A 25,257-nucleotide genomic window follows, 5' to 3' on the forward strand; every position below is an offset into this window, starting at 1 on the left:
CCTCGACACGCACACGGCGGTCGTCGGAGCGAGAGAACGTCACTTCACGGTCGGTGTGAGGCCGGTCGTCACTGACCGAGCCAGAGCCGCTTCCGGCAGACGGCGAGCATGGGCTCGACCAGCCCGCGGTCGGTGACCCGAACGCCGTTCTCCAGCAACACCTTCACACGACCGAAGAACTCGTGGGGCGTGAGTCCGAACTCCACCAGGATGTCCTCGGCGCGGCCGCCGCCGTAGACGTACCACCGCCGCAGGAAGGCGACCATCGCGAGGTCGGTCTCCGACGGATCCGTCGGATCGGTGGACAGGGGTGCTGCGCCGGGCGTCGTCGACCGGGAGGCTGCGGGGAAGGGTGTGCGTGTCACGACGCGAGTATTGCCCATCGATCCGACACTGCGGTGACGGATCGGTGAACATGCCGACGAGTCACAGCAATTTCTCAGCGGCTGTTCACTCCGGGACAGCGTGATCACCGGGCCGCGCGGGTATGTGATCCCCACCACGCCACCGCGGCGTCGTCCACCGTTCCGGTAGCGGAGGCAATAGATTCGACGGTGTTCGTCGTTCGTCGGCGGCACTACCGCCGGAGGGGCAGCACGATGAACGTTCGACACAGACGACCGGCCACCTGGTTCGCGACCGCCGCAGTGGGCGTCGCACTGGTCACCGCCCTCGCGGCCCCCGCGAGCGCCGCGCCCGCACCGGGCGACTTCTCCGGCGTCCCAGAGCGGACCTCCCTGTCGTACACCTCGCTCTCCACGGGCGTCCACGTCGGCACTGCCAACGAGAACGAGGCACGGCCGGGACTCTCCACGGTCAAGCTCTACCTGGCGGATCACGTGCTCCGACAGGGTGATTCGTCCGCGGAGGACCGCGACCTCGCCGCTCGCATGATCCAGGTGAGCGACGACTGGGCCGCCTCGCTGCTCGACAGCAAGTACCCCGGCGCCATCGACGCCGCGGCGCGCGAGTACGGACTGACCGCGACCTCGCGAGGCAGCTTCTGGGGCGACTCCTACACCAGCACGGCCGACACCGTGCGCTTCCTCGACACCAAGAAGCGCACCGATCCCGGCAGCCCCGTCCTCACGTGGATGACCACGGCGCTACCGGTCGCGGCCGACGGCACGGTCCAGGACTGGGGCACCGGCCGGCTCGCCGCCGCCACCGGAACGAAGTGGGGCTGGGCGGACGACGGGTCCAGCGTCGTCGCCTCGGCCTCCATCGGCGACGACTTCACGGTCGCGGCCAACACCTACGGCGGCCCGGCGACCCAGAGCGACGACGTACTCACCGCGCTCGGGGCGTTCGATCTGGCGACCCCGACGATCGTGACCGCGCCGAGTGTTCCGTCGCTGCTGGACGCCATCCTCGGCATTCGCTGACGCCGACATCGACCGGCCTCACGCCGACTTCTTGCGACTCCGATTACCGGATCGAGCGGAGACCGCACCCCCGAGCAGGATCATGCGCATGGTCCGTTCGGCGGCGTCGGTGAGCAACCGCTCGCCGTTCGCGACCGCCTCGGACAACGGCATCGGCACCGTGATGATGGACGCGATGGCGGCGATGCCCACGTCGTGCACCGCCGGCGCTCCGCGACCGAGTGATCCCGCCAACGCGATCACCGGCACGCCGAACTGCTGGCAGCGCCGCGCCACCTCCGCCGGGACCTTGCCCCGCGGGGTCTGGAAGTCGATGGACCCTTCAGCAGTGATGACGAGGTCCGCCTTGCGGATTCGGCGGTCGAGGTCGATTCCCGACAGGCCCGAGTCCAGCAACGCATCGAAGCGGGACCGCAACTGCGCCCCGACCCCGGCCGCGAGTCCTGCACCCAGTCCGCCCGACGCTCCCGTGCCCGCTCCGGTCGCCACATCGCCGGTGGCCACACCGTCCCGCTCGAGGACGCGCGCCCAGTTGTCCAGGGCGGCGGCGAGTTCGTCCACCTGATCCGGGGACGCCCCCTTCTGCGGTCCGAACACGCGGGCGACACCGCTGGGTCCGCACAATACGTTGTGCGGATTGCACGCGAGCACGACGTCGACCTCGGCGAGACGGGGATGCAGCGCCGTCAGATCGAGGTGGTGCGCCCGGATCAGTTCTCGACCGCCGCGGCCGATCTCACGGCCCTGCACGTCGAGGATCCTGGCGCCGAGCGCCTGCAGTGCCCCGGCTCCCCCGTCGCAGGTGCCGGAATCGCCGCAACCCACCAGGATCGTGTCCGCGCCCGCGTCGAGCGCCGCGGCCATGAGCTGGCCGACACCGTAGGTGGTGGTCGCGCCGGGATCGCGCCGATCGTGCGGTACGAGGGAGAGCCCCGCCGCAGCCGCCATCTCCACCACGGCGACGGAGCGCTCGGAGCCACCGAGTCGGGCCCAGTGCGAGGGCACCGGCTCCCCCACCGGTCCGACGACCGTCGTCTCGTGGAGGGTGCCGCGCGTCGCGGCCGCCAGTGTGCGTGCCGTTCCCTCACCGCCGTCGGCGATGGGCGCGGTGTCGACCCGAACTCCGGGTAGTGCGCGCCGCACCCCCGATGCGATGGCGGACGCGACGGACTCGGCGCAGAGGCTCTCCTTGAAACCGCTGGGGGCGACGAGGATGCGCTGGGGAACTCGTGTGGACATGGTTCTCCTGAGATAGGGGTGGGAGCAGTCAGGGCAGGTACAGCGGAAGACCGAGGGCAGGCCACAGCCATACCGAGCAGACGAGAACGAGAGCGACGGACACCGGGGCGACCGCGGCGGACAGGCGGAGAAGGTGGCCTGCCGAGAACCCCGGGACGGAGTCGCTCGCGGCGAACATCGCCACCGGTTTGGCCGAACTGGTGAGGGTGAGGCAGAAGCCGGCGGCAGCGGTGGAAGCGAACGCCGCGGCGGCAGGATCGATGCCGAGCACCGGCGCAGTGGCAACGACGACGGGGACGAGCACCGCGGAGCGGGCGGACCGTGACTGGACCACGAGGTGGGACAGCAGCGACACCAGCACCAGTACGACCACGAACACGGTCGCGGCGGACGACCCGAGCGCGCTGATGGGCCCGAAGACCAGGTCGGCAAACCACTCGGCGGCACCCGTCGTGGTCAGCGCCACTCCGAGACACAGTGTTCCGGCCATGAAGAGCAGCAGGCTCCACGGGATGGTGCGAACGGCGGCAGGCAGCGTGGTGGCCCCGACGAACGGTGCCGACGCGAGCAGTGCGCCGATCATCGCGACGATGGCCGGTTCGACACCGTGCACCGGCTCGGTGCACCACAGGGTCACGACGGCGACCAGAACGAGCAGGACACGCTTCTGCGGGACGGTGAATGGCCCGGTGGACCCGACGAACGCGTCGCGTGTCACCGAGAGCGGTCGGCGTCGCTCCGCTCGATCGGTGAACAGGGACAGCGCGATCTCCGCCGCGAGATGCGACCACACGATCGCGAGCGGCAGTCCGAGAATCGCCCACTGCAGGAACCCGATGCCCGATCCGGTCGTCGTGCGCACGATCTCGCTGGTGATGAGGTGCGCGCCGGCCCCCAGCAGCGACCCGACCGCGGAGCAGAGGATCACCGCGGGGAAGACCAGGGACAGCGTCAGCACCACTCGGGGCCGTTCACGCAGAACGGTCGCCAGAGCGAGGAACACCGGCAGCGCCAGCGCAGCCCGGCCCGACGTCGACGGGATCGCGAAGGTCGTCAGGAGCAGCACGAGGGTGACCAGATGGACGAGCTGCCGCGGCGACCGGGCGACCGACAGCACGCGTGCCGCAACCCGAGCGGACAGGCCGCTGGCCGTCACCGCCGCGGCGATGACGAACGACCCGACCAACAGCCAGATCACGGTGTCACCCAGTGTGCGCGTGAAGGTCTCGGTGGACACGGGACCCAGGATCACCAACGTCAGAGCGGCGCCCAGAGCGACGTGGGTGTCGTCGAGGGGCGAGAAGATCCACATCCACACCGCGACGAGGAAGACCAGCACCGTGATGGTCCCGTGTGCGGTCAGATCGCCGGCCACTCCTGCCAGGACGACACCGACGGCGAGCACCGCGAGAATGACGGCACTGACGAGGGTCCGCGGCGACGGCGTCGGAACTCGCCGCGGCGTCCGGGTCGGGACAGGACTGGTGGGAGTACGCCGCCCGGGCGGCGTCGTCGCGAACTCGGTGACGGTCATCGGACGCGGTATCCCATCCCGCGCACGGTCTCCACGCGCTCGGCGCCGATCTTCGCGCGCAACGCACGCACGTAGACGTCGACCACGTTCGAGGCCGGATCGAAGTCGTATCCCCACACCTGCCCGAGGATCTGCTCACGGGACAGCACCTGGTCGGGGTGGCGCAGGAACGTCTCGAGCAGAGCGAACTCGCGCGCCGTCAGATCGACGACCGACTCCCCCACGTGCACACGGCGTGACCGCAGATCGAGACGAAGGTCCCCCGAGGTCAGCGAGTTGTCCGCCGAACCTGCGGTGTCGTCCTGCAACCGCAGGCGTACCCGTGCGAGGAGCTCGGCGAACTGGAAGGGCTTGGTCATGTAGTCGTTGGCGCCGCCCTCGAGCCCGGCAACGGTGTCGCGCACGCTGTCCCGAGCGGTCAGGACCACCACGGGTGTCGACACACCCTCGCCGCGCAACTGTCGGAGCACCGTGAACCCGTCCATCGCCGGCAGGCCGATGTCGAGCACCACCATGTCGAAGCCACCGCCACGCGCCATCATGAGCGCGGTCTCGCCGTCGGCGACGTGCTCGGTGGTGTACCCGGCGGCCCGCAGACCCTTGCCGACGAAGGAGGCGATGTGGATGTCGTCCTCCGCGATCAGGATTCGGCTCATCGGATCTCCTTCGTGAGTGCATCGTCTGTCGTGAGCGCCGGGCCGGTCTCGGACCGCGGGCTGTGGCCCGGAGCCGGGAGGTCGAGGCCGAACGTCGCCCCCTCGCCGTGCACACTGCGCACCCAGGCGGAGCCGCCGTGGGCGTCGGCGATGGCACGGACGATGGCGAGTCCGAGGCCGGCTCCCGACCGCGCTGCCGGTGACGTCCGGTCGGCGGGCGATCCGCGTTGGAAACGGTCGAAGATGACGGGCGCGTCCTCGGGGCGGACACCGGGCCCGTCGTCGGCGATCCACAGCGACAACCGTCGAGCGTCCCCGTCGTCGTGGAAGGTCGATCCGAGCCGGATGCGGCTCCCGTCCTGGGTGTGTCCGACGGCGTTGGCCGCGAGCTGGACCATGGCCTGCGTGACGCGCTGGGCGTCCAGAACACACGAGCCCTCCGCGACCTGCATCAGCAACCACTGCCGATCGCCGAGCGTCTGCACCTTCGACTCGATGTCGAGGACGAGTTGCGCCGCATCGACGGGGGCGGGCACGACGAAATCGGGCTGCTCGGCCTTGGCCAACATGAGCAGATCGCTGACGATCCGCCCCATGCGGGCGAGCTCGCTGTCGACGAGCGCCAACGTACGCCGCCGCTCCTCCGGGTCCTCCGACATGAGCTCGAGATGCCCCCGGACGATCGTGATCGGCGTGCGCAGTTCGTGTCCGGCATCGTCGACGAACTGTCGCTGGGTGGTGTACGCCTGCTCCAGCCGGTCGAGCATCGCATTGAACGTCTCGGCGAGATCGGAGATGTCGTCGCGCCCGTGGACCGGGACGCGCGCGGTCAGATCCGTCTCCCCGATCTCGGCCGCGACCGTGCGCACCGTGCGGACGGGAGCGAGAATGCGACCGGCGACGAGATACGCGATTCCTGTCGTCAGCAGCAGTCCGACGGCGCCGACCACTGCCATGGTTCGCATGGTCCGATCGACGAGATCACGGTTCGCACCGGTGAACGCCGTGACGACGAACGTGCCGGCGCGGCCGGTCGCGTCGTCGATGACGACGTGCCCCCACCGCATCTCGCCGTTGTCGGTGTCCAGCACTCCGGCGGGTTCGGCCGACTGCACGATCGTCGTCAGGATCGGTGACCCCGGTGCGAGCACGGTCGGCACATCGACGCCGGGCTGAGTCAGTACCGAGTCGCCCACGACGCCGAACATCACTTCACCCGTGCCGGCCGACTGCCGGGCGAGGTACACCTCGAGAAGCCGCTCCACCGAGACGAACGGCTGCGTCGTCGTGGGATCGACCCCCTCGGACGCGAAGGTCCGGAACTCCTCGGCTTCCTGCGCGACGTCCCCGTTGGCGCGCACGTCGACGTCGCGCAACAGCAGATTGCGGGCGGTCACCAGCACGACCACCAACAGAAGAAGGGTCGTCAACATGATCCAGGCGGTGATCTTCCACCGTGCCGGAAGAGCCGATCCGCGGCGAGCCGAGACACCGGCGGCGTCACTCATCGTCGTCACCGCCGTCGACGCCGTCGACGCCGTCGACGTCGTCGGCGCCGTCATCGCCGTCGTCCGCGTCGTCGTCGGAGAAGTCGACGATCGGCGGTGCCTGCACTGGGGCCTGAACTGGCGGCGGTGTGATCGGAGCGGGAGCGGCCGGCGCAGGCGCGGGCGCGGGAGAGGCGAGCGGGACATCAGGTGTGGGAGCGATCACCTCGGGCGTCGGCTCCGGCGCCACACTCACCACGACGGGCGAGGGGTCGAGGCGTGGCGCCGGTGATCGCGTCACCAGGACCCCGGCGACGAGAACGCACGCGATGGCCACCAGGACGGCGGCCACGGCGAGTGGGCGGGAGGAGCGCATGACAGCAACTATGCCGGGGGTCCATGACCGTCCCATGAGACGACGATGAAGGTTTCTTCATGTTCGACACGCCGCGAGTGGCGTCAACGGCCGAGCAGGACACCGATCTGCATCTCGATCTCTGCCGCCACGTCCGCGACACTCTTGGTCGCGTTCGCCGTCAGAGCCATGCTGAGAAACAGGATGGCGGAGACGATGTGGGCCTGCACCTGCCGGTCCGGGTGGTGCGTCGTGTCGTCGTCGCGGCCGAGGATCTCCGCGACGACCGCCTCGGTCCGCGCGGCGAGTGACAACGCTTCACGACGATGAGGTTCCGTGTCGTCACCGAACACGACCTCTCGCTGATAGGTCCGGCCGTTCTCGATCTGCTTGCGGTTGCACTCGACGACCGGCATGAGGACGGCCATGACGGCCTCGACCGGGTCCACGACGTGGGCGGCCGCGGCGATGCCCCGCTCGAGCGCGCTCGCATAGTCCGAGTTCTGCACCAGAAGAAGCAGTTCACCCTTGTTCTTCGCGTACAGGAAGACCGTTCCGGTTCCCACGTCGGCGCGGTCGGCGACCTGTTGTGTGGTCACCTCACTCACGCCGTACTCGGCGAAGAGGTCGCGTGCCGCCGTGGTGATGCGGTCGAGCTTGTCCTGCTTGTTCCGTTCTCGACGGCTCATCGCCGGGGAGGAAGACACCGCCGCTGCCCTCCTTCGCGCACTCCTGACGGGTGATGTACTCCCGTCATTCTCCCACGGCAGGCTCTCTCAGCTGCCGAGGAAGTCGACGACCACGGGCGCGGCCTCCGCGCGCACCGCACTGGACGCGAACATGGAAAATGGCCCCGGACAACCGTCCGGAGCCATTTCTGTGTCGGGCTGACAGGATTTGAACCTGCGACCACCTGACCCCCAGTCAGGTGCGCTACCAAGCTGCGCCACAGCCCGCGATCCCTCGAAAGGGATCGTGTGTGCCCCGAAGGGAACGAGCAAACACTACCCCAGTGGCGACGCTGGACGCCAATCGCCTCAGCAGCACCACCGGGGCAGTCGCCTACTTCTTCTTGCGGTCCCGCTTCTCCCGGATACGCACCGAGATCCGCACCGGACTGCCGTCGAAGTTGAACTCCTCACGCAGTCGGCGCTCGAGGAACCGGCGGTACCCGGCCTCGAGGAAACCGGTGGTGAACAGCACGAACGTCGGCGGCCGCGTGCTCGCCTGCGTGGCGAACATGACGCGCGGCAGTCGACCACCACGCATCGGCGGCGGCGTCGCGGCCACGACCTCCTTGAGCCAGGAGTTCAGCTGACCGGTCGAGATGCGCTTGTCCCACGACGCGAGCGACGTCTCCAGAGCGGGCACGAGCTTCTGCACCGCACGACCGGTCTTGGCCGAGACGTTGACGCGCTGCGCCCACGGCACGCGCATCAGGTCCCGGTCGATCTCCTTCTCGAGCTGGCCACGACGGTCGTCGTCGACGAGGTCCCACTTGTTGAACGCGATGACCAGCGCGCGGCCCGCGTCGGCGACCATCGAGAGCACCCGCAGGTCCTGCTCGGAGATGACCTCGGACGCGTCGAGCAGCAGGATCGCGACCTCGGCCGCGTCGATGGCGCCCTTGGTGCGGAGCGAGGCGTAGAACTCGGCGCCGCTGGCGTGGCTGACGCGCTTGCGCAACCCCGCGGTGTCGACGAAACGCCACACCTTGCCGCCCAGTTCCACCAGTGAGTCCACCGGGTCGACGGTGGTGCCGGCGACGTCGTGCACGACCGATCGCTCGTCGCCGGTGAGCTTGTTCAGCAGGCTGGACTTGCCCACGTTCGGCTTGCCGACCAGGGCGACACGACGAGGGCCGGCGACACCGGTTCCCTCGCGGGGCGTCTCGGGCAGGACTGCCAGGACGTCGTCGAGCAGATCGCCCGTACCGCGGCCGTGCGTCGCACTGACCGGACGGGGCTCACCGAGACCCAGCGACCACAGCAGTGCCGCTTCGGATTCCGTGCGCTCGTCGTCGACCTTGTTGGCCACCAGGATGACCGGCGTCTTCGACCGACGCAGGACTCGTGCCACGGCCTCGTCCGTCGCCGTCGCACCGACGACGGCGTCGACGACGAGCAGGATGGCGTCCGCCGTCTGCATCGCCATCTCGGCCTGCCGGGCGATCGACTGCTGCATCCCCTTGGCGTCGGGCTCCCAACCGCCGGTGTCCTGCACCATGAATCGACGTCCGGACCAGTTGGCCTCGTACGAGACACGGTCGCGGGTGACGCCGGGAACGTCCTCCACCACGGCCTCGCGGCGGCCGATGATGCGGTTGACGAGCGTGGACTTGCCCACGTTGGGCCGACCGACGACGGCGAGGGTGGGAACGGCGACCTCGGCCTCGGCCTCGCCGTCACCCTCGAAGTCGATGTCCTCCCAGTCCGACTCCTCGGACCAGATGCCGTCCGAGGCGTAGACCTCGGTCGCGTCGAGCGTGTCGAATGTGTTGTCGCTCATGAGCGTGCTCCTTCCGGGGCATGAGTCGGACGCCCGATGTCCAGACGCTCGGTGACCAGACGCATCAGTTCGTCGATCACCGCGTCCTTGTCGAGGTCGCTGGTGTCCACGGTGACCGCATCGTCCGCGGGTCGCAGCGGGGACGTGGCACGTGTGGAGTCCGCGTGGTCCCGACGCTGGACGTCGGCGAGCACGGCGTCGTAGTCGTCCCCGCGGCCCTCGGCGATGTTCTGGTCGTTACGACGCGTGGCGCGCGTCTCCGCGGACGCGGTCAGATAAATCTTGATGTGAGCGTCGGTGAGGACGACGGTGCCGATGTCGCGACCCTCCACGACGATGCGACCGGCAGTGTCCGCGATCTCTCGTTGCAGCGCAACGAGTTTCTCGCGCACAGCGGGCACGGCGGACACCGCGGAGACGGCCGCCGTCACGGCGGACCCGCGGATCGGACCGGTGACGTCCTCGCCCGACACCTCGACCCGCTCCCCCGTGGGATCGGTGCCGATGGAGAGGTCGATGGACTCGGTGAGCGCAGCGACGGCGTCGGCGTCTACGGGATCGACGTCGTTCGTCAGCACCCAGGCCGTCGCCGCGCGGTACATCGCACCGGTGTCGAGGTAGGACGCACCGAGCCGGGTCGCCAACAGGCGGGAGACGGACGACTTGCCGGTACCGGACGGGCCGTCCATCGCGACGATCAGTCGATCCTCCGACGCGGTCACAGGCCGACCGCCCCGTACAGACTGCCGACCTCGCCGCGACCGAGCACCCGCAGCGTGCCGGGGCGCTGGTCGCCGAGGGCGACGGCCCCGATGTCGGTGCGCACCAGGCGTTTCACCGGGAACCCGACCGAGTCGAACAGTCGGCGCACGATGTGCTTGCGACCCTCGTGCAGCACGACCTTCACGAGCGTCTTGCCCTCGTTCACGTCGAGCACCGCGTAGGAGTCCACCTTCGCCGGTCCGTCGTCGAGTTCGACTCCGGAACGCAGCTTCTTGCCCGCGTCGCGGTCCAGGACACCCTGCACCGTGGCGAGGTACGTCTTGGACACCTCGAAGGAGGGGTGCATCAGCCGGTGGGCCAGATCGCCGTCGTTGGTGAGCAGGATCAGGCCTTCGGTGTCGGCATCGAGTCGGCCGACGTGGAAGAGCCGCTGTCCTGCCTGGACCCGCTCCGAGACGATGTCGCCGATGCAGGGCCGACCGAGGTCGTCCGACATCGTGGACTGCCATCCGCGCGGCTTGTTCAGCGCGATGTGGACCAGATCGGCCTTGATGACGACACGGGTGCCGTCCACCCGCACGACCGCGACCTCGGGGTCGACGCGGACACCTTGCTCGGTGACGATGCGGCCGTCGACCTCGACGCGTCCCTCGTCGATGAGCTGCTCGGCGGCGCGACGCGAGGCGACACCTGCCTGGGCGAGCACCTTCTGCAAGCGCACACCGTCCTCCGGAGCCACGTGCGGCCGCGGGCCGTCGGTGTGCTGGTGGCGGGCGGGCTTGGCGTTGCTGATGGTCGGAGCAGCCGTCGTCTTGCGCTCCGGCTTCGGCGACTTGCCGGGCTTGGAGCCGCTGTTCTTGGGAGCCACCCGGGGGTACCCGGACTTGCCGCCGGGCTTACGGCTCTCGGTGCGCTTGCTGTACGCAGCAGCGGCGACCTTCTTGTTGGGGCGCTTCTTCTGTCGTTCGGGAGTGGAGGCGTCGGATGCGCCGTCCCGGTCCGGTGTGCCATCACGGCGAGCGGAGTCGTTCACTTTTCTTACCTATTCGTCTGTGGTGTCGGTGCCGAACTCGGTGGTCGAGTTCGACTCGGTGTTCTCTCGTCGACGCTCGGCACGCAGGACCCGCGGATCGGAGTCCATGCTGTCGCTGATGTCGTCGATCATGTCCACGCCAGGAAGCAGCGGAGCAAGTTCGGGGAGGTCGGACAGTGACGCCAACCCCAACCGTTCGAGGAACATTTCCGTGGTGACGTACTGCGTCGCCGCAGAGTCCGGGTCGGGACCCGCCTCGGCGATGAGACCTCTCGCGAGGAGAGTGCGCATCACGCCGTCCACGTTCACTCCGCGCACAGCACTGACTCGTGCGCGAGTAACCGGTTGACGATAGGCGATCACAGCGAGGGTTTCCAGTGCCGCTCGGGTGAGCTTGGACCGCGCACCGTCGAGGAGGAGCCGTTCGACATAGGGCGCGTACTCGGTGCGGGTGTAGAAACGCCACCCGTCGCCGGCGAACCGCAGGTCGATGCCACTGCCGCGGGCGGTGAGGTCGGCGGCCATGGCGGTCAGCGCCTGCCGGATGCGCGTTTCGTCACAGTCCAGGGCGGAGGCGAGCTGCGGGACGGATGCCGGGGTGTCGACGACGAGCAGCACCGACTCGAGCGCCGCGCGCACCTCGGCGTCCGACAGGGCGTCGGGAGCGTCCTCGCTCGCTGTCATCCGTAGTCCTCCATCCTCGAGACGTCCATCCGGTCGATGTCGGCAGCGTCGTCGTCGCCGGTCCAGGTGACCGCGAGATCGCCCAGCGCCTCGGGTTGGTCGAACGCGACGACCTTCTCGCGATACAGCTCGAGCAGCGCGAGGAACCGTGCGACCACCTCGACGGTGACCTCGCAGTCGCGGACCAGGTCGGCGAACGTCGCCCACTCACCCACTCCGCGGTCGCGCAGCATCGCCAGGATCGCCCGCGCGTGTTCCGGGACCGACACCGCCGACGCGTGGAGATGGCCGAGACCGACCGTCGGCACCTCGCGCGGGGTGAACGCCGCCGCGGCGATCTCGGCGAAGCGGCGCGGATCCACACCGAGCAACACCTCCGGCAGCAGCGACGCGAACGAGTCCTCGAGCGAGACCGATCGCGGATAGCGCCGCAGCGCGGCGTTCTCCAGTTCGCCGAACAACTGCGCCACCTGTTTGTAGGCCCGGTACTGCAGCAGCCGGGCGAACAGCAGGTCCCGCACCTCGAGCAGTGCCAGGTCCTCGGCGTCGTCCACCTCGCCCGACGGCAGGAGGCGGGCGGCCTTGAGGTCCAGCAGGGTCGCCGCGACCACCAGGAACTCGGTGGTCTGGTCGAGACCCATCTCCGCGCCCATCGCGCGGGTGTACGCGATGAAGTCGTCGGTGACGGTGTGCAGTGCGACCTCGGTGACGTCGAGTCGGTGCTGCCCGATCAGGGTCAGCAACAGGTCGAACGGGCCTTCGAAGTTGGTGAGCCGCACCTGGAATCCGGTGGGCGTCGGCGCGTCCCCGACCGTCGTGTCCGTCACGACCGTCCCGTCGGTCAAGACTGGGGTGCGGTGTCCCGGTGGATGACCTCGCGGGCCAACGACCGGTACGCGTCGGCACCCGCGGACTTCGGCGCCCACGTGGTGATCGGCTCGCCGGCGACGCTCGTCTCCGGGAAACGCACGGTGCGCGTGATGACGGTGTCGAAGACGACGTCGCCGAACACCTCGACCACGCGATTCATGACCTCTCGCGAGTGCAGCGTGCGGGCGTCGAACATCGTGACCACGATGCCCTCGAGCTTCAGCCGCGGATTGAGACGATCGCGCACCTTGTCGACGGTGTCGTTGAGCAACGCGAGTCCGCGCAGACTGAAGTACTCGCACTCCATCGGGATGAGCACGGAATCGGCGCACGCGAGGGCATTGACGGTCAACAGGCCGAGCGACGGCTGGCAGTCGATGAGGACGTAGTCGTAGCGATCGAGAATCGGGTGCAGCACGCGTCCCAGCGTCTGCTCGCGGCCGACCTCGGTGACCAGTTGGATCTCGGCCGCGGAGAGATCGATGTTGCTGGGGAGCAGGTCCATCCCGTCCACCCGCGTACGCATGAGGACGTCGTCGATCGCTACCCGCGGCTCCACCAGCAGGTTGTGCACCGTGAGGTCCAACTCGTGGTGTGGCACACCGAGACCCGCGGAGAGCGCGCCCTGCGGATCGAGGTCGACCAGCAGGACTCGGCGTCCGTACTCGGCCAGCGACGCACCCAGATTGATGGTCGACGTGGTCTTGCCGACGCCGCCCTTCTGGTTGCACATCGCGATGACCGTCGCCGGTCCGTGCGAGGACAGCGGCTGCGGATCCGGGATGTCGCGATACGGGCGGCCCGTCGGCCCCATGCCCGACGGGTGGGCCAGCGTGGGATGTTCCGGTTCGGGCTGACGAGTGCGGAACAGTGCTCCGTCGTCGTGCGCCGCTGACACCACCGGACCTCCATCCTCACCTCGTGCTGCAGTTCCCCTGAACGCTACCGCGTGTCGGGTGCAGCTTCGTGCGGACACGCTACCGTGCGCGCGGATGCGCCTCGGCCCACACTTCGCGCAACGTCGTGACGGTGACCAGTGTGTAGATCTGCGTGGTGGTCACCGAGGCGTGACCCAGAAGTTCCTGCACCACACGTACGTCCGCGCCGCCGTCGAGCAGGTGGGTCGCGAAGGAGTGCCGCAACGTGTGCGGGGACACGCTGGCTCCGATCCCGGCGCGCTCCGCCGCGGTCTGGAGGACCTGCCAGGCGCTCTGGCGTGACAACCGGCCGCCTCGCACGTTCAGCAGCAGGGCGGGCGTGCCCTGCGACACCAGTGCGGGTCGACCACGGACGAGGTACGCGTCGACGGCGTCGAGTGCGGGACGGCCGATGGGCACGATGCGCTCCTTGCCGCCCTTGCCGTGCAGGACCACGGACCGCGAGTCGGAGTCGATGTCGTCGACGTCGAGTCCCACGGCCTCGGAGATGCGCGCACCGGTGGAGTAGAGGAGCTCGAGCAGCGCCCGGTCGCGAAGACCGCGCGGGGTGTCCGCGGCCTCCCCGGCGACGGCATCGAGGAGCGCGAACACCTGCTCGACGGAGAGCGACTTCGGGAGCCGGCGGCCCGGCGCCGGCGGTTTGACCCCGGCAGCGACGTCGACGTCGACGATGCCCTCGGCCAGCGCGAAGCGGTGGACTCCGCGAACCGCGATGACCGTGCGCGCGGCGCTGCTCGCCGCGAGCGGCGGGAACAGCTCGTTGCCGGACCGGAGGGCCGTCACGAACTCCGCGACGTCCACCTCGGTGACGTCGCGGAGACTGTTCCGGTCGAGTTCACCCAGATGGCTGGCGTAGCGCGAGAGGTCGCGGCGGTACGAGGTGATGGTGTTGCGAGCTGACCCGCGCTCGACGGCGAGGTGATCGAGATAGGTCGCGATCACCTCGCCCGGCGAGTCAGCTGCCATGCGCGCCCTTGCGCTTCTCGAACGCGGTGGGTCGATCACGCCAGGGTGCATCGCTCGGCCGCAACGGAACCGAGCGTGACCGCACCGCCGCCAGCGCCAGGATTCCCGCCACCGCCGACGCGTTCACGATCTCGCCGCTGAACACCCGCGACACCGCCTCGTCCACCGGGACGCGGACGAGCTCGATGTCGGCTTCCTCGTCGTGTGCCTCCGGTCGATCGACCTCGGTCACCGCGTCGGCCAGGTAGATCCGCACGGTCTCGTCCGTGAACCCGGGTGACGCCGCCACGTCGACCAGCAACGACAGGGACGCCGCGGCGAGCCCCGTCTCCTCGGTCAGCTCACGCTTCGCGGCCTCGACGGGGTCCTCCCCCGGCTCGTCCAACAGACCCGCGGGAAGCTCGAGCAGGCGACGCCCCAGAGGGTGCCGGTACTGGCTGATCAGCACGATGCGCTCGTCGTCGTCCAGCGCGACCACGGCGACCGCACCGTGATGTTCGACGACCTCACGTTCGGCCCGACGACCGCCGGGCATCGTCACCTGATCGAGCCGGAGCGCGAGAATCGCACCCTGGTACTCGACGGACGACTCGAGGATCTCGAACTCGTGACGATCGGCCATGGTCAGGCCTTCGTCGCGGCGGGTTCGGCCGGCTGCGCCGTGTCGGACTCGTCGCCGTGGACGTCGACGGGCAGCCGCTCCTCGGACTTGTACGAGAGCGCAGCGGAGATCAGCGACGCGAAGAGCGGGTGCGGCCGCGTCGGCCGGCTCTTGAGTTCGGGATGCGCCTGCGTGCCGACGAAGAACGGATGCGCGCTCCGCGGCAGTTCGACGAACTCGACCAGGTGGCCGTCCGGGGACGTGCCGCTGAACTGCAGTCCACTCTCCGCGATGCGGTCGCGGTAGCTGTTGTTGACCTCGTAGCGATGGCGGTGACGCTCGGAGACGGACTCGCTGCCGTAGGCCTGCGACACCACCGACCCCTTGGTGAGCGTGGCGGGGTAGGCCCCGAGGCGCATCGTGCCGCCCAGGTCCGCCTCGCCGGCGACCGCCTGCTCCTGGTCCGCCATCGTCGAGATGACCGGCTGTGTCGTCTCGGGCTCGAACTCGGCCGAGTTCGCATCGGTGAGACCGACGGACCGCGCCGCCTCGATGACCATGCACTGCAGACCCAGGCAGAGCCCGAGCGTCGGGATCTTGTGCGTCCGGGCGTGGGTGATCGCGCCGAGCTTGCCCTCGATACCGCGGATGCCGAAGCCGCCGGGAATCACCACGGCGTCGATGTCGGCGAGCGCCAGCTTGGCGCCGGCCGCGGTGTCGCAGTCGTCGGACTGCACCCACACGAGTTCGACCTTCGCGCGGTTGGCGAAACCGCCGGCCCGCAGCGCCTCGGTCACCGACAGGTAGGCGTCGGGCAGATCGACGTACTTGCCGACCAGGGCGACGCGCACCGTCTCACGAGGCTGGTGCACTCGCTCGAGGAGGGTTCCCCACACGGTCCAGTCGACGTCCCGGAACGGCAGTCCGAGCTGCCGCACGACGTACGCGTCGAGACCCTCGCCGTGCAGCACGCGCGGGATGTCGTAGATGGAGGGCGCGTCGGGTGTGGAGATGCACCCGTCGACGTCCACGTCGCACATGAGCGCGATCTTCGCCTTGAGGGCCTGCGGCACGTCGCGGTCTGATCGCAGGATCAGCGCGTCGGGCTGAATACCGATGCTGCGCAACGCCGCCACCGAGTGCTGCGTCGGCTTGGTCTTGAGCTCACCCGAGGGCGCGAGGAACGGAACGAGCGAGACGTGGAGGAAGAAGACGTTCTCCCGGCCGACGTCGTGGCGGACCTGACGCGCCGCTTCGAGGAAGGGCTGCGACTCGATGTCGCCGACGGTGCCACCGATCTCGGTGATGACGACGTCGGGCTCCTGGCCCTGCAGATCCGGTCCGCGCATCGCGAGGATGCGGGCCTTGATCTCGTCGGTGATGTGCGGGATGACCTGGACGGTGTCGCCGAGGTACTCGCCGCGACGCTCCTTGGCGATCACCGTGGAGTACACCTGGCCGGTGGTCACGTTGGCGTATCCGGAGAGATCCCGATCGAGGAACCGCTCGTAGTGGCCGACGTCGAGGTCGGTCTCCGCGCCGTCCTCGGTGACGAAGACCTCGCCGTGCTGGAACGGGTTCATCGTTCCGGGATCGACGTTGAGGTAGGGATCGAGCTTCTGCATCGTGACGCGAAGGCCACGTGAGGTGAGAAGCTGACCGAGGCTCGAGGCCGTGAGCCCCTTGCCGAGCGACGACGCGACGCCGCCGCTGACGAAGATGTGCTTGATGTCGGCCCGCGTGTGAATGCGTGACTGCAAAGAGACTCCCGTGACGGTGCGACCCGATGGTGACAGCGAGCGAATCGCTCAACATCGAGTGGTTCGGAACCTGGCCGACCCACGGGACTTCACGGTAACACCTTCACGCGAGTTCGGTCGACACCACGCGGGCGACGACGGCTGGAGTACCTAGCTCGGGGTCGCCCCGACCGTCACGGCCGTCGCGGCAGGACCCGTTCCGTACCGACCCGTACCACCGGCGAGCTGCTCACCGAGTGCCAAGGCGACGGTGATGCGCCCCGACGTGCGATCGACGTCGTCGACGGTGCTGGTCCCGGCTGCGAGGGCGGAATCCGACCGCACCACCGCGATGGGACCGCTGCCCTCGGCCGAACCGGCACGGCCCGCGAGCACGGTTCCGGCTCCGCGTCCGTCCAGAGCGCCGGCGAAGCGAGCCACGATCGCGCCGCGGTTGCCGTCCTCACCCGAGTCGGCGGCCTGTCCGGAGACCACCACCGCGAGCTGTGCCGGTGCCACGGCACCGTCGTCGTACGTGATGAAGCCGCCGCCGCGCAGGGTGTCGAGGGCCAGGCCCAGTTCCTCCGGCGTGCTCTGCGGTTGGGCGGTCTGTGCGTTCAGCAACAGCACCGTACCGAGCAGATCGCCCGCGAGGCTGCCCTGATCCACCGATCCCGTACGCAGTTGCGCGCCTGCGGGAACCACGTTGGTGAGGCGCGTGCGGAGATCGTCGCCGCTGGCGGCGGACACGAACGCCTCGGTGAGCCCCACTCGTCCGGTCACCGACCCGCCCGCGTCGGCGATGGTGCGCTGCACACCCTCCACGTCGGCGGGGTCTGCGTCGGGCGTGGTGACCAGCACGACGGTGCGGTCGGCCAGCGCTCCCGCGACCACCCGGGTCGCGACGGCCGCGTCGAAACCGTCGGCGGCGTTGAGTTGCTCACCGAGTGCGTTGTTCGCCGACTGCAGGTCGTTCACCTCGGTCTGCAGATCGTCCCGGTCGTCGCGCAGTCCGGACAGCACTCGACCGGACAGCAGGCCGGAGCCGAGGACGACTCCGACCGCGAGCGCCAGGAACACCGCGATCAACGAGATGGTGTGCTGACGAAGCGAAATCACTGAAGCAGCCCCTGCACCCACAGGGCGAAGCTGTTCCAGGTCTCGATCGCCCAGTCCAGAGTCGCACCGCTGCCGTTGGTCACGACGAGCGCCGCGATGACGGCGATGAGGGCTGCGAGGACGAGCAGCGCCACCGCGCCACCGGAGACCCGGCTGCGGTACAACGTCGCCATGGCCTTGGCGTCCACCAGTTTCGGACCGACCTTGAGTCGGGTCATGAACGTCGACGGTGTGTCCGCGCGCTTGCTGGCGTCGAAGAACTCGTCGAGCGACGCGGCACATCCGACCGTGACGATGAGTGAGGCGCCGTGGTGGTCGGCGAGCAGGAGCGCGAGGTCCGCCGGGGTGCCCGTGGCCGGGAACGTCATGGCTCCGATGCCCAGGTCCTGGATGCGCTCGAGGCCTTTGGCGTGGCCGTCGGAATCGGCGGGGAGCACCACCTCGGCGCCGGACTTCAGCGTGCGGCTGCTCACGTCGTCCGGGTCGCCGACGATCAGGTCGGGGCGGTATCCCGCCTCCGACAGCGTGTCGGCGCCGGCGCCGACACCGATGAGGATCGGCGAGTACTCCTTGATGAACGGCTTGAGCGACTTGAGATCGGCCACGTGGTCGGTGCCCTCGGCGACGACCACGACGTGACGACCGTTCATGTCGACGTCCACCTCGGGCACTCCGACGCCGTCGATCAGCAGCGGCGACTCGGTGCGGATGAACTCGATCGTGTTGCCCGAGAACGCTTCCAGGTGATCGATCAGACCAGACTTGGCCTCGATCATGCGGTCGGAGATGTCGGCCTCGGACTGCTCGGTGCCGGTGGCGAGACGTCGCTCCCCGGCGTACACGTTGCCGTCGTGCAGGCGGATCTTCGAACCGTCCTTGACCTTCTTGAAGACGTCGGAGCCCACCTCGTCGATGAGCTCGATGCCGTTGGCGACGAGCACCTCCGGACCGAGATTGGGGTAGCGCCCCGAGATCGAGGCGGAGGCGTTGACCACGGCCGTCACGCCGGCCTGTACCAGCAGGTCGGCGGTGATCCGGTCGAGGTCGAGTTCGTCGAGAACGACGATGTCTCCGGGACCGACACGGCGCAGGAGCTTGGCCGTGGAGCGATCGACCCGAGCGATTCCCGTGACTCCGGGAAGTGAGTCATGACTACGCGAGAGCAGAGCCGGCATCTTCATGCACACGATGATGGACAACAACACGGCAGCATCGGCGGAGGCGCGCCGTAACAACTACCACATCATTCACATGAGTCACACCAGCACATCGCTCTCAGGCGGTCGCGGACTCCCGTTCCGCCGTCGCGGTGCGCAACAGTTCCTCGGCATGTGCCCGGCCGGTCTCGGTGTCGTCGAGCCCGGCGAGCATGCGCGCGAGTTCCACGACACGCTCGGAATCCGTCAAAGTGCGCACACCACTGTTGGGGCCGCCACGTTTTCCGTCGGTCTTGTTCACCACCAGGTGCGTGTCGGCGAACGCCGCGACCTGCGGGAGGTGCGTCACGACGATGACCTGGTGCGTCCTGGCCAGGCGTGCCAGCCGCTTGCCGATCTCCACGGCGGCGCGACCACCCACGCCGGCATCGACCTCGTCGAAGACCATGGTCGCTCCGGCATCCGATCGCGCGAGGACCACCTCGAGCGCCAACATCACGCGGGAGAGCTCACCGCCGGACGCGCTCTTGTTGAGCGGCAGCGACTGCGCACCGCTGTGCGCGGACAGACGGAACTCGATCTCGTCGGTGCCGGTCGACCCGGCGTGCAGCGCGGTTCCGTCGACGGACAGCGCCGACCGATCGTCCGCACCCGCAGCGCGGGGGCGCACCTCGACGTCCAGCTTGGCCTTGCCCATCGCCAGGCCGGCGAGTTCGGCGCTGACCGCCTTGGACAGTTTCGCCGCAGCCTTCACCCGCGCGGCCGACAGCTTGCGTGCGACCTCGGCGGTCGCTGCACCGGTGGTGGAGACGCGCTCGGTCAGCGCTGCCACGGCGTCGGCGGAGACGTCCAGTCCCGTCAGGCGGGTTCGTGCGTCCTCCGCCCACGCGAGCACTCCGTCCAGGTCGGCGGCGTACTTGCGAGTCAGACTCTTGAGCTCCGCTTGACGCGAGAGCAGCGTGTCCAGTGACTCCGGATCGGCGGGCAGATCCTCGAGGTACGAGGTGAGCTCGGCTCCGACGTCGGTCACCACCGCGATAGCCTCGGCGAGTCGTGGGCCGACGGCCGAGAGAATCTCGTCGTCGGTCGAGGCGAGTCGATCGCGGGCCTCGCCCAACAGCGCCATGACGGACACGTCGCCGGGGTCGTCGCCACCGGTGAGCGCCGTGTGCGCGGCGGACGCCGCATCGCGGAGCGAGTCGAGATCGCTGAGCCGCCGGACGGTCGCCGCGATGTCGGTGTCCTCGTGCGGTGCCGGTGCGACCGCGTCGATCTCGTTCAGGGCGAAGGTGAGCTGGTCCGCCTCGCGCGCGAGTTCGCGAGCCTTCTCCGTCCGCTCCCGCAGTTCGGTCACCGCAGCGACCCACTGCGAGCGGCGAGTGCGGTACGTCTCGAGCAGCGGCCCGATGGCGTCCGCAGCGAAGCGGTCCAGAGCGGCCAACTGCTGATCACTGCGTTGCAGACGCAGTTGATCGTTCTGTCCGTGCACCGTGAGCAACGATCCGGTGAACTCCGACAGGACGCCTGCGGGCACACTGCGGCCGCCGAGATGAGCACGTGATCGGCCGTCGCTGCCGACCGTCCGGAGGGCGATGATGCTGTCGTCCTCGTCGCGCCGACCGCCGGTGGACTCGAGCAACTGCTCCACGTCGCCGCGGACCTGGTCGGTGACGTGGTCGGTGGTGAAACGACCCTCGACCACCGCGCGGTCGGCGCCGACACGGACACGCCCGGCGTCGGCGCGCGCGCCGGAGAGCAGATGCAGGCTGGTGACGACCATCGTCTTGCCGGCACCGGTCTCACCGGTGAGCACCGTCAGACCCTCCGAGAACGACGCCGTCGCCTCGGCGATGACTCCCAGGCCGTCGATACGAATTTCGGACAACACGTCGGTTACGTCACCCTCCCCCGCCAGCCGGTGACCGGCAAGGCGAACTTGTGTACGAGTCGATCGGCGAACGGCGCGGAGTCGAGCCGGATCCACTTGATCGGCTCACATCCTCGCACCACCTCGACGCGAGCACCGGCGGGCAGGCGCAGGGTGCGCCTGCCGTCGCAGAACACCACCGCGTCGTGTCCGCCGTCGAAGGTCTCGATGGCGATGTGTGACTCGGGACTTGTCACCAGCGGCCGCGCGAACAGCGCGTGGGCGTTACTGGGGATGACGAGGATCGCCTCGAGCTCCGGCCACACGACCGGACCACCGGCCGAGAACGCATAGGCGGTGGACCCGGTGGGGGTCGACAGCAGAACACCGTCGCATCCGAACGAGGACACCGGACGGTCGTCCACCTCGAGCACCACCTCGAGCACCCCGAGCCGCGATCCGTTCTCGATACTGGCCTCGTTCAGCGCCCACCCACGTTCGATGATCTCGCCGTCGACGTGCACGGTGATGTCCAGCGTCATCCGCGGTTCGATGCGGTACTCGCGGCGCACCACGATGGCCAGGGTCTCCTCGAGATCGTCGGCCTCCGCCTCGGCGAGGAATCCGATGCGTCCCAGGTTCACGCCGAGCACCGGGATGGACGCCACCCGCGCAAGTTCCGCAGCGCGCAGGAAGGTTCCATCGCCGCCGAGGACAAGGACGAGCTCGCAGCCCACCGCCGCCGACGGACCGAACTCCACGACGGAGACGTCGGACTGCGGTGTGGAGAGCGCATCGATCCCCGACGTCGACTCCAACCGCGACGTGTCGTGCTCGTCGACGAGCACGCGCAGTGCGATCCCGTGATCGTGGAACACCTTCGCCGCGCGCAGAGCCGTCTGCTCGATGTCCGGGCGACCCGGATGCGCGACGAGCAGGATGGTGCGCTCGGGCACGGTCGACTCGCTCACTGCGGCCCCTTCTCCACGGCGTCGGACACCAGTTGCTCGACGGACGTCGACTGGGCGGTGCTCGGATCGTGGTCCGGACCCGGAACGGTGAGCCACAGGAAGTACTCGACGTTGCCGGACGGACCGGGCAGTGGGCTCGGCTCCACACCGGACGTGACCAGACCCAGGTCGGCCGCGGCGCGCGCGACTCCGAGCACCGCGTCCGCGCGCAGGGCGGGATCGCGGACCACTCCCCCTGCACCGACGCGATCCTTGCCGACCTCGAACTGGGGCTTGACCATCGGGAGGATGCTGGCACCCGGACGGGCGCACGCGGCGAACGCCGGGAGTACGAGAGCCAACGAGATGAAGGACAGGTCGGCGACCACGAGGTCGACCGGCCCGCCGATGGCCTCGGCATCGATGCCGCGGACGTTCGTACGGTCGAGGACTCGCACCCGCTCGTCGGTCCGTAGCCGCCACACCAACTGTCCGTAGCCGACGTCGACCGCTACGACCTCGCGTGCACCCTTGGACAACAGCACGTCGGTGAACCCACCGGTGGACGCACCCGCGTCGAGACACCGCGCGCCCTCCACCGTGACACCGCGTGGCTCGAAGGCGGCGAGCGCGCCCAGCAGCTTGTGTGCACCTCGAGAGGCCCACGACACCTCGTCGGAGACCTCGGTGACCCGTAGCGCCGTGCCGGGCTCGACCGCGGTGGCGGGCTTCGTGGCCACGGTGCCGGCGATCAGCACTCGACCGTCCGAGATGAGTTCCGAGGCGTGATCCCGAGAGCGGGCCAGACCGCGGCGGACGAGTTCGGCGTCCACCCGAGCGCGACGAGCCATGTCAGTTCTTGTCCACGGACGCGAGCGCGTCGACGAGTACCTCGTGCGCGCGGTCGAGGATGCGGGCCTGCCGCGTCAGCGTGACCAGGCCGTGCGGGTCGTCCGTACCCTCGCCGAACGGCGCCGACGCCGCAACGTCCGCCTCGGCGACCAGCGCGTCGACAGCCGAGACGACGGCGTCGGGATCGACGGACGTGCCCTCGACATCGGAGTGCGACGGCAAGTGCTGACCGGGGCGGGGAACGGGCGTGCTCATCGCGGACAACGCTAGCCGATACCCCCGACGACGTCGGTCGGCGGTGGTGACCGTCAGTGTCAGGCGGTCCACCGCGCGACGACATCCGCAGCCGCACCGGACGCGCCCTCGACGGTGTCGAAGCCGCCGAGCGCCCAGACCGCGGGGAGAACCTCGCGCAGTGCCTCGATCCAGAGGTCGCCGTCGGCGTCGACGTCGCCCGTGGTCTCGACTCGCAACACGGAACCGGACAGCGACACCGACCAGGTGTCGGAAGGCTCTGAGGGAACGAGAGACGCGGCCGGCTCCTCGAGCAGAGCCGACAGGGACGACGCGAGGTACGTGGGGCGCTCGTGTGGCACGGCAGTGAGCACGTCGTGCACGGTGCTCACTCCGGTGAGCACGAGGAGTGACGGCACACCCACCTCGTTGGCACCCGCGATGTCCGTGTCCAGACGGTCACCCACCACCAGCGGCGTGGTCGACCCGCTGCGCTCGAGCGCGTCCTTCATGAGAGGTGCCTCGGGCTTGCCCGCCACGATCGGGGAGGCCCCCGTCGCTGCGGCGACCGCTGCGACCATGGCACCGTTTCCCGGCCCGAGACCGCGAGGAGTCGGCAGGCTGGTGTCGGCATTCGTGGCCACCCAGCGTGCGCCGGCACGGACCGCGTAGGTCGCTTCGGCGATGTTCGCCCACCCCGTCTCGGGGGAATGTCCCTGGACGACCGCGTCCGGAGTGGGGTCCGCTGTACGAACCGGCACCAGGCCGGCGGCGGACACCTCTGCCTCGAGGGCCTCGGTTCCGACGACCAGCACGGCCGCACCTGCGGGCAGGAGACGAGCGAGAAGCCGCCCCGCCGCCTGGGAACTCGTCACCACCGACTCGTCGGGCGCACGGAAACCGAGATCGCGTAGGTGCTCGGCCACCTGAGCGGGAGATCGACTGGCGTTGTTGGTGACGTAGCAGAGCTGCGAGGAGCACTCGCGGAGAGTGTCGACGGCACCGTCGATCGGATCGGGACCCCGGTACAGAGTCCCGTCGAGATCGAGCAGCAGAGCGTCGTGAGCGTCGGTCAGACGGGTCACTGACCGGTCAGTTCGTCGACTCGGTCCTCGGCGTCCGTCTCACCCTCGACGTCGGCGGCGGCGGCACGGAGGAACCACTGCACCCCGTCGTCCGCTCGACCGGCGGCCACCAGAGCGTCGGCGTAGGCGTAGTACAACCGCGCTGCAGCCGACCCCGTGCGATCTCCCTCGAGATCCGGAGTCTGCAGCGTCACCACCGCCTGGTCGTACTGCCCCATGTCCATGCGGGCACCCGCGACGACGATGCGCAGTTCGGACGCGTCGTCACCCGTCAGCTGGCGAGCCTCGTCGCTGCGTCCGAGCTCGATGGCGCGCTCCGGCCGACCGAGGCCCCGCTCACAATCAGCCATGACGGACAGCAGGCCCGGTCCACCGGCCATACGGCGGGCGGCGCGGAGCTCGGACAGAGCCTCCGCCCACTCTCCTGCGTGATACGCGGCGATGCCGGCCGTCTCTCGGACCACGGCGATGCGGCCGGCACGCTGCCGCGCCGCTCGCGCGTGCAGCAGTGCTGCGGCGGGATCGTCTCCGATCAGCTGACTGACCATGACCATGTGTCGTGCAACAGCTTCCGCGTTGCTCTTGTCGAGGCTCAACAGGTCTCGACGGACCCCGGGTTCGAGATCTTTCGCGTCGACATCGTCCGGCAGATCGGGCTCGACCGGACGAGGAGCGCGAGAATCAGGTCCTCGCCCACCGCCGGCGCGCGGACCGGCGCTCCCTTCACCGCCGCGACGACGGGGGGGTGCACCCTGTCCTCGAGTGCGGTCGGGTGCCTGGCCCCTGCCGGAACCCTGCCGACGGTCGCCGGACGTCGATCGATCCCCGGAGCGCCCACGGTCGCCGGTATGGCGACGTTCGTCCTGGCTCCCGGAACGGTCACCGGAGCGAGGGGCCGATGATCGGAACGACCCGCGGTCCCCCGCGCTGTCGCGGCGAGGTGCCCGGTTGTCGCGCGCGGGCGGCCGGCGGTCCGAATCGGACGTACGACCTTCCGATGACGGCTCTTCCGGCACGGTGGTTCCTTTCGATCGATCGGCGACCGAGCTCTCCCGCTCGTCACCGGTGGTGTCATCATGCCGCACTCACGATCGGAGTGCAGAAACACGAAAGGGGACCCATGTGAATGGGTCCCCTTTCGGAACGGATTGTTCGGCGGTGTCCTACTCTCCCACACCCTGTCGGGTGCAGTACCATCGGCGCTGGAGGGCTTAGCTTCCGGGTTCGGAATGGGTCCGGGCGTTTCCCCTCCGCTATGGCCACCGAAACTCTGTG

Annotated in this window: 25 protein-coding genes, 1 tRNA gene and 1 rRNA gene; 1 reads left to right on the forward strand and 26 read right to left on the reverse strand. The window is 69.2% G+C overall.

The window, feature by feature from the left end; all coding sequences use genetic code 11:
• Positions 1 to 68: 68 nt before the first annotated feature.
• Positions 69 to 365 (reverse strand): DUF3263 domain-containing protein, encoded by a 297-nt coding sequence (locus tag J4E04_RS11715; protein WP_222637488.1) that lies wholly within the window; start codon positions 363 to 365, stop codon positions 69 to 71.
• A 234-nt stretch (positions 366 to 599) separates the two neighbouring features.
• Here J4E04_RS11715 and J4E04_RS11720 point away from each other — a divergent pair, with 234 nt between their 5' ends.
• Entirely contained in the window at positions 600 to 1,385 is a 786-nt protein-coding gene (locus J4E04_RS11720) for a serine hydrolase (RefSeq protein ID WP_056444429.1), read from the forward strand.
• 18 nt (positions 1,386 to 1,403) lie between these two features.
• Here J4E04_RS11720 and J4E04_RS11725 read toward each other — a convergent pair whose 3' ends face one another.
• The 25 genes from J4E04_RS11725 to rrf form a co-directional block, all read right to left on the reverse strand.
• Positions 1,404 to 2,624 (reverse strand): glycerate kinase family protein, encoded by a 1,221-nt coding sequence (locus J4E04_RS11725; RefSeq protein WP_307093134.1) that lies wholly within the window; start codon positions 2,622 to 2,624, stop codon positions 1,404 to 1,406.
• 28 nt (positions 2,625 to 2,652) lie between these two features.
• Positions 2,653 to 4,158, reverse strand: a complete 1,506-nt coding sequence (locus J4E04_RS11730) for an SLC13 family permease (protein ID WP_490148666.1) — start codon at positions 4,156 to 4,158, stop codon at positions 2,653 to 2,655.
• The gene (locus J4E04_RS11735; protein ID WP_056444417.1) at positions 4,155 to 4,814 is read right to left on the reverse strand and encodes a response regulator transcription factor; all 660 of its coding nucleotides are present in this window, start codon (positions 4,812 to 4,814) and stop codon (positions 4,155 to 4,157) included. Before J4E04_RS11735 ends, J4E04_RS11730 begins: the two co-directional genes overlap by 4 nt.
• On the reverse strand, positions 4,811 to 6,322 hold the full coding sequence (locus J4E04_RS11740) for a sensor histidine kinase (RefSeq protein WP_490150538.1): 1,512 nt from the start codon (positions 6,320 to 6,322) through the stop codon (positions 4,811 to 4,813). Before J4E04_RS11740 ends, J4E04_RS11735 begins: the two co-directional genes overlap by 4 nt.
• The gene (locus tag J4E04_RS11745) at positions 6,315 to 6,677 is read right to left on the reverse strand and encodes a hypothetical protein (RefSeq protein ID WP_490148667.1); all 363 of its coding nucleotides are present in this window, start codon (positions 6,675 to 6,677) and stop codon (positions 6,315 to 6,317) included. Before J4E04_RS11745 ends, J4E04_RS11740 begins: the two co-directional genes overlap by 8 nt.
• Before the next feature lie 83 nt (positions 6,678 to 6,760).
• Complete coding sequence (locus J4E04_RS11750) at positions 6,761 to 7,363, reverse strand: TetR/AcrR family transcriptional regulator (protein WP_490148668.1); 603 nt, start codon at positions 7,361 to 7,363, stop codon at positions 6,761 to 6,763.
• Positions 7,364 to 7,538: 175 nt separating this feature from the next.
• Positions 7,539 to 7,612 (reverse strand) — tRNA-Pro (locus J4E04_RS11755).
• Positions 7,613 to 7,718: 106 nt separating this feature from the next.
• Positions 7,719 to 9,164: a ribosome biogenesis GTPase Der gene (gene der, locus J4E04_RS11760; protein ID WP_056444408.1), complete on the reverse strand. Its 1,446-nt coding sequence runs from the start codon at positions 9,162 to 9,164 to the stop codon at positions 7,719 to 7,721.
• Entirely contained in the window at positions 9,161 to 9,853 is a 693-nt protein-coding gene (cmk, locus tag J4E04_RS11765; protein WP_490150539.1) for a (d)CMP kinase, read from the reverse strand. The genes der and cmk overlap by 4 nt, the downstream gene beginning before the upstream one ends.
• 29 nt (positions 9,854 to 9,882) lie before the next feature.
• Positions 9,883 to 10,920: a pseudouridine synthase gene (locus tag J4E04_RS11770; RefSeq protein ID WP_081821205.1), complete on the reverse strand. Its 1,038-nt coding sequence runs from the start codon at positions 10,918 to 10,920 to the stop codon at positions 9,883 to 9,885.
• Positions 10,921 to 10,929: 9 nt separating this feature from the next.
• A complete protein-coding gene (scpB, locus tag J4E04_RS11775) occupies positions 10,930 to 11,604 on the reverse strand; it encodes an SMC-Scp complex subunit ScpB (protein WP_051613243.1) in 675 nt (224 codons plus the stop codon).
• Positions 11,601 to 12,449, reverse strand: coding sequence for a segregation and condensation protein A (locus J4E04_RS11780; protein ID WP_222632467.1), 849 nt, complete (start codon positions 12,447 to 12,449; stop codon positions 11,601 to 11,603). The genes scpB and J4E04_RS11780 overlap by 4 nt, the downstream gene beginning before the upstream one ends.
• Positions 12,446 to 13,345: a ParA family protein gene (locus tag J4E04_RS11785; protein WP_051613290.1), complete on the reverse strand. Its 900-nt coding sequence runs from the start codon at positions 13,343 to 13,345 to the stop codon at positions 12,446 to 12,448. The genes J4E04_RS11780 and J4E04_RS11785 overlap by 4 nt, the downstream gene beginning before the upstream one ends.
• Before the next feature lie 106 nt (positions 13,346 to 13,451).
• Positions 13,452 to 14,378: a site-specific tyrosine recombinase XerD gene (gene xerD, locus J4E04_RS11790; protein ID WP_222631321.1), complete on the reverse strand. Its 927-nt coding sequence runs from the start codon at positions 14,376 to 14,378 to the stop codon at positions 13,452 to 13,454.
• Positions 14,368 to 15,006, reverse strand: a complete 639-nt coding sequence (locus J4E04_RS11795; RefSeq protein ID WP_490150540.1) for an NUDIX domain-containing protein — start codon at positions 15,004 to 15,006, stop codon at positions 14,368 to 14,370. Before J4E04_RS11795 ends, xerD begins: the two co-directional genes overlap by 11 nt.
• The gene (gene pyrG / locus J4E04_RS11800; protein ID WP_222632474.1) at positions 15,003 to 16,739 is read right to left on the reverse strand and encodes a CTP synthase; all 1,737 of its coding nucleotides are present in this window, start codon (positions 16,737 to 16,739) and stop codon (positions 15,003 to 15,005) included. The genes J4E04_RS11795 and pyrG overlap by 4 nt, the downstream gene beginning before the upstream one ends.
• 150 nt (positions 16,740 to 16,889) lie before the next feature.
• Positions 16,890 to 17,837 carry a copper transporter gene (locus J4E04_RS11805; protein WP_027505464.1) on the reverse strand — a complete coding sequence of 316 codons (948 nt, stop codon included), beginning with the start codon at positions 17,835 to 17,837 and terminating at the stop codon, positions 16,890 to 16,892.
• Positions 17,834 to 19,018 carry a putative cytokinetic ring protein SteA gene (gene steA, locus J4E04_RS11810; RefSeq protein ID WP_027505465.1) on the reverse strand — a complete coding sequence of 395 codons (1,185 nt, stop codon included), beginning with the start codon at positions 19,016 to 19,018 and terminating at the stop codon, positions 17,834 to 17,836. Before steA ends, J4E04_RS11805 begins: the two co-directional genes overlap by 4 nt.
• A gap of 94 nt (positions 19,019 to 19,112) precedes the next feature.
• Positions 19,113 to 20,882, reverse strand: coding sequence for a DNA repair protein RecN (recN, locus tag J4E04_RS11815; RefSeq protein ID WP_490148669.1), 1,770 nt, complete (start codon positions 20,880 to 20,882; stop codon positions 19,113 to 19,115).
• A gap of 5 nt (positions 20,883 to 20,887) precedes the next feature.
• Complete coding sequence (locus tag J4E04_RS11820; RefSeq protein WP_027505467.1) at positions 20,888 to 21,832, reverse strand: NAD kinase; 945 nt, start codon at positions 21,830 to 21,832, stop codon at positions 20,888 to 20,890.
• Positions 21,829 to 22,662: a TlyA family RNA methyltransferase gene (locus J4E04_RS11825; RefSeq protein ID WP_222632476.1), complete on the reverse strand. Its 834-nt coding sequence runs from the start codon at positions 22,660 to 22,662 to the stop codon at positions 21,829 to 21,831. Before J4E04_RS11825 ends, J4E04_RS11820 begins: the two co-directional genes overlap by 4 nt.
• Position 22,663: 1 nt before the next feature.
• On the reverse strand, positions 22,664 to 22,918 hold the full coding sequence (locus J4E04_RS11830) for a hypothetical protein (protein ID WP_222631329.1): 255 nt from the start codon (positions 22,916 to 22,918) through the stop codon (positions 22,664 to 22,666).
• Between the two features lie 59 nt (positions 22,919 to 22,977).
• Positions 22,978 to 23,982, reverse strand: a complete 1,005-nt coding sequence (locus J4E04_RS11835; RefSeq protein ID WP_490148670.1) for an HAD-IIA family hydrolase — start codon at positions 23,980 to 23,982, stop codon at positions 22,978 to 22,980.
• The gene (locus tag J4E04_RS11840) at positions 23,979 to 24,998 is read right to left on the reverse strand and encodes a hypothetical protein (RefSeq protein ID WP_374197733.1); all 1,020 of its coding nucleotides are present in this window, start codon (positions 24,996 to 24,998) and stop codon (positions 23,979 to 23,981) included. The genes J4E04_RS11835 and J4E04_RS11840 overlap by 4 nt, the downstream gene beginning before the upstream one ends.
• A 134-nt stretch (positions 24,999 to 25,132) precedes the next feature.
• Positions 25,133 to 25,249: ribosomal RNA gene (gene rrf / locus J4E04_RS11845) — 5S ribosomal RNA — on the reverse strand.
• Positions 25,250 to 25,257 lie beyond the last annotated feature (8 nt).

The organism is Rhodococcus sp. NFXS4 (assembly GCF_058139645.1).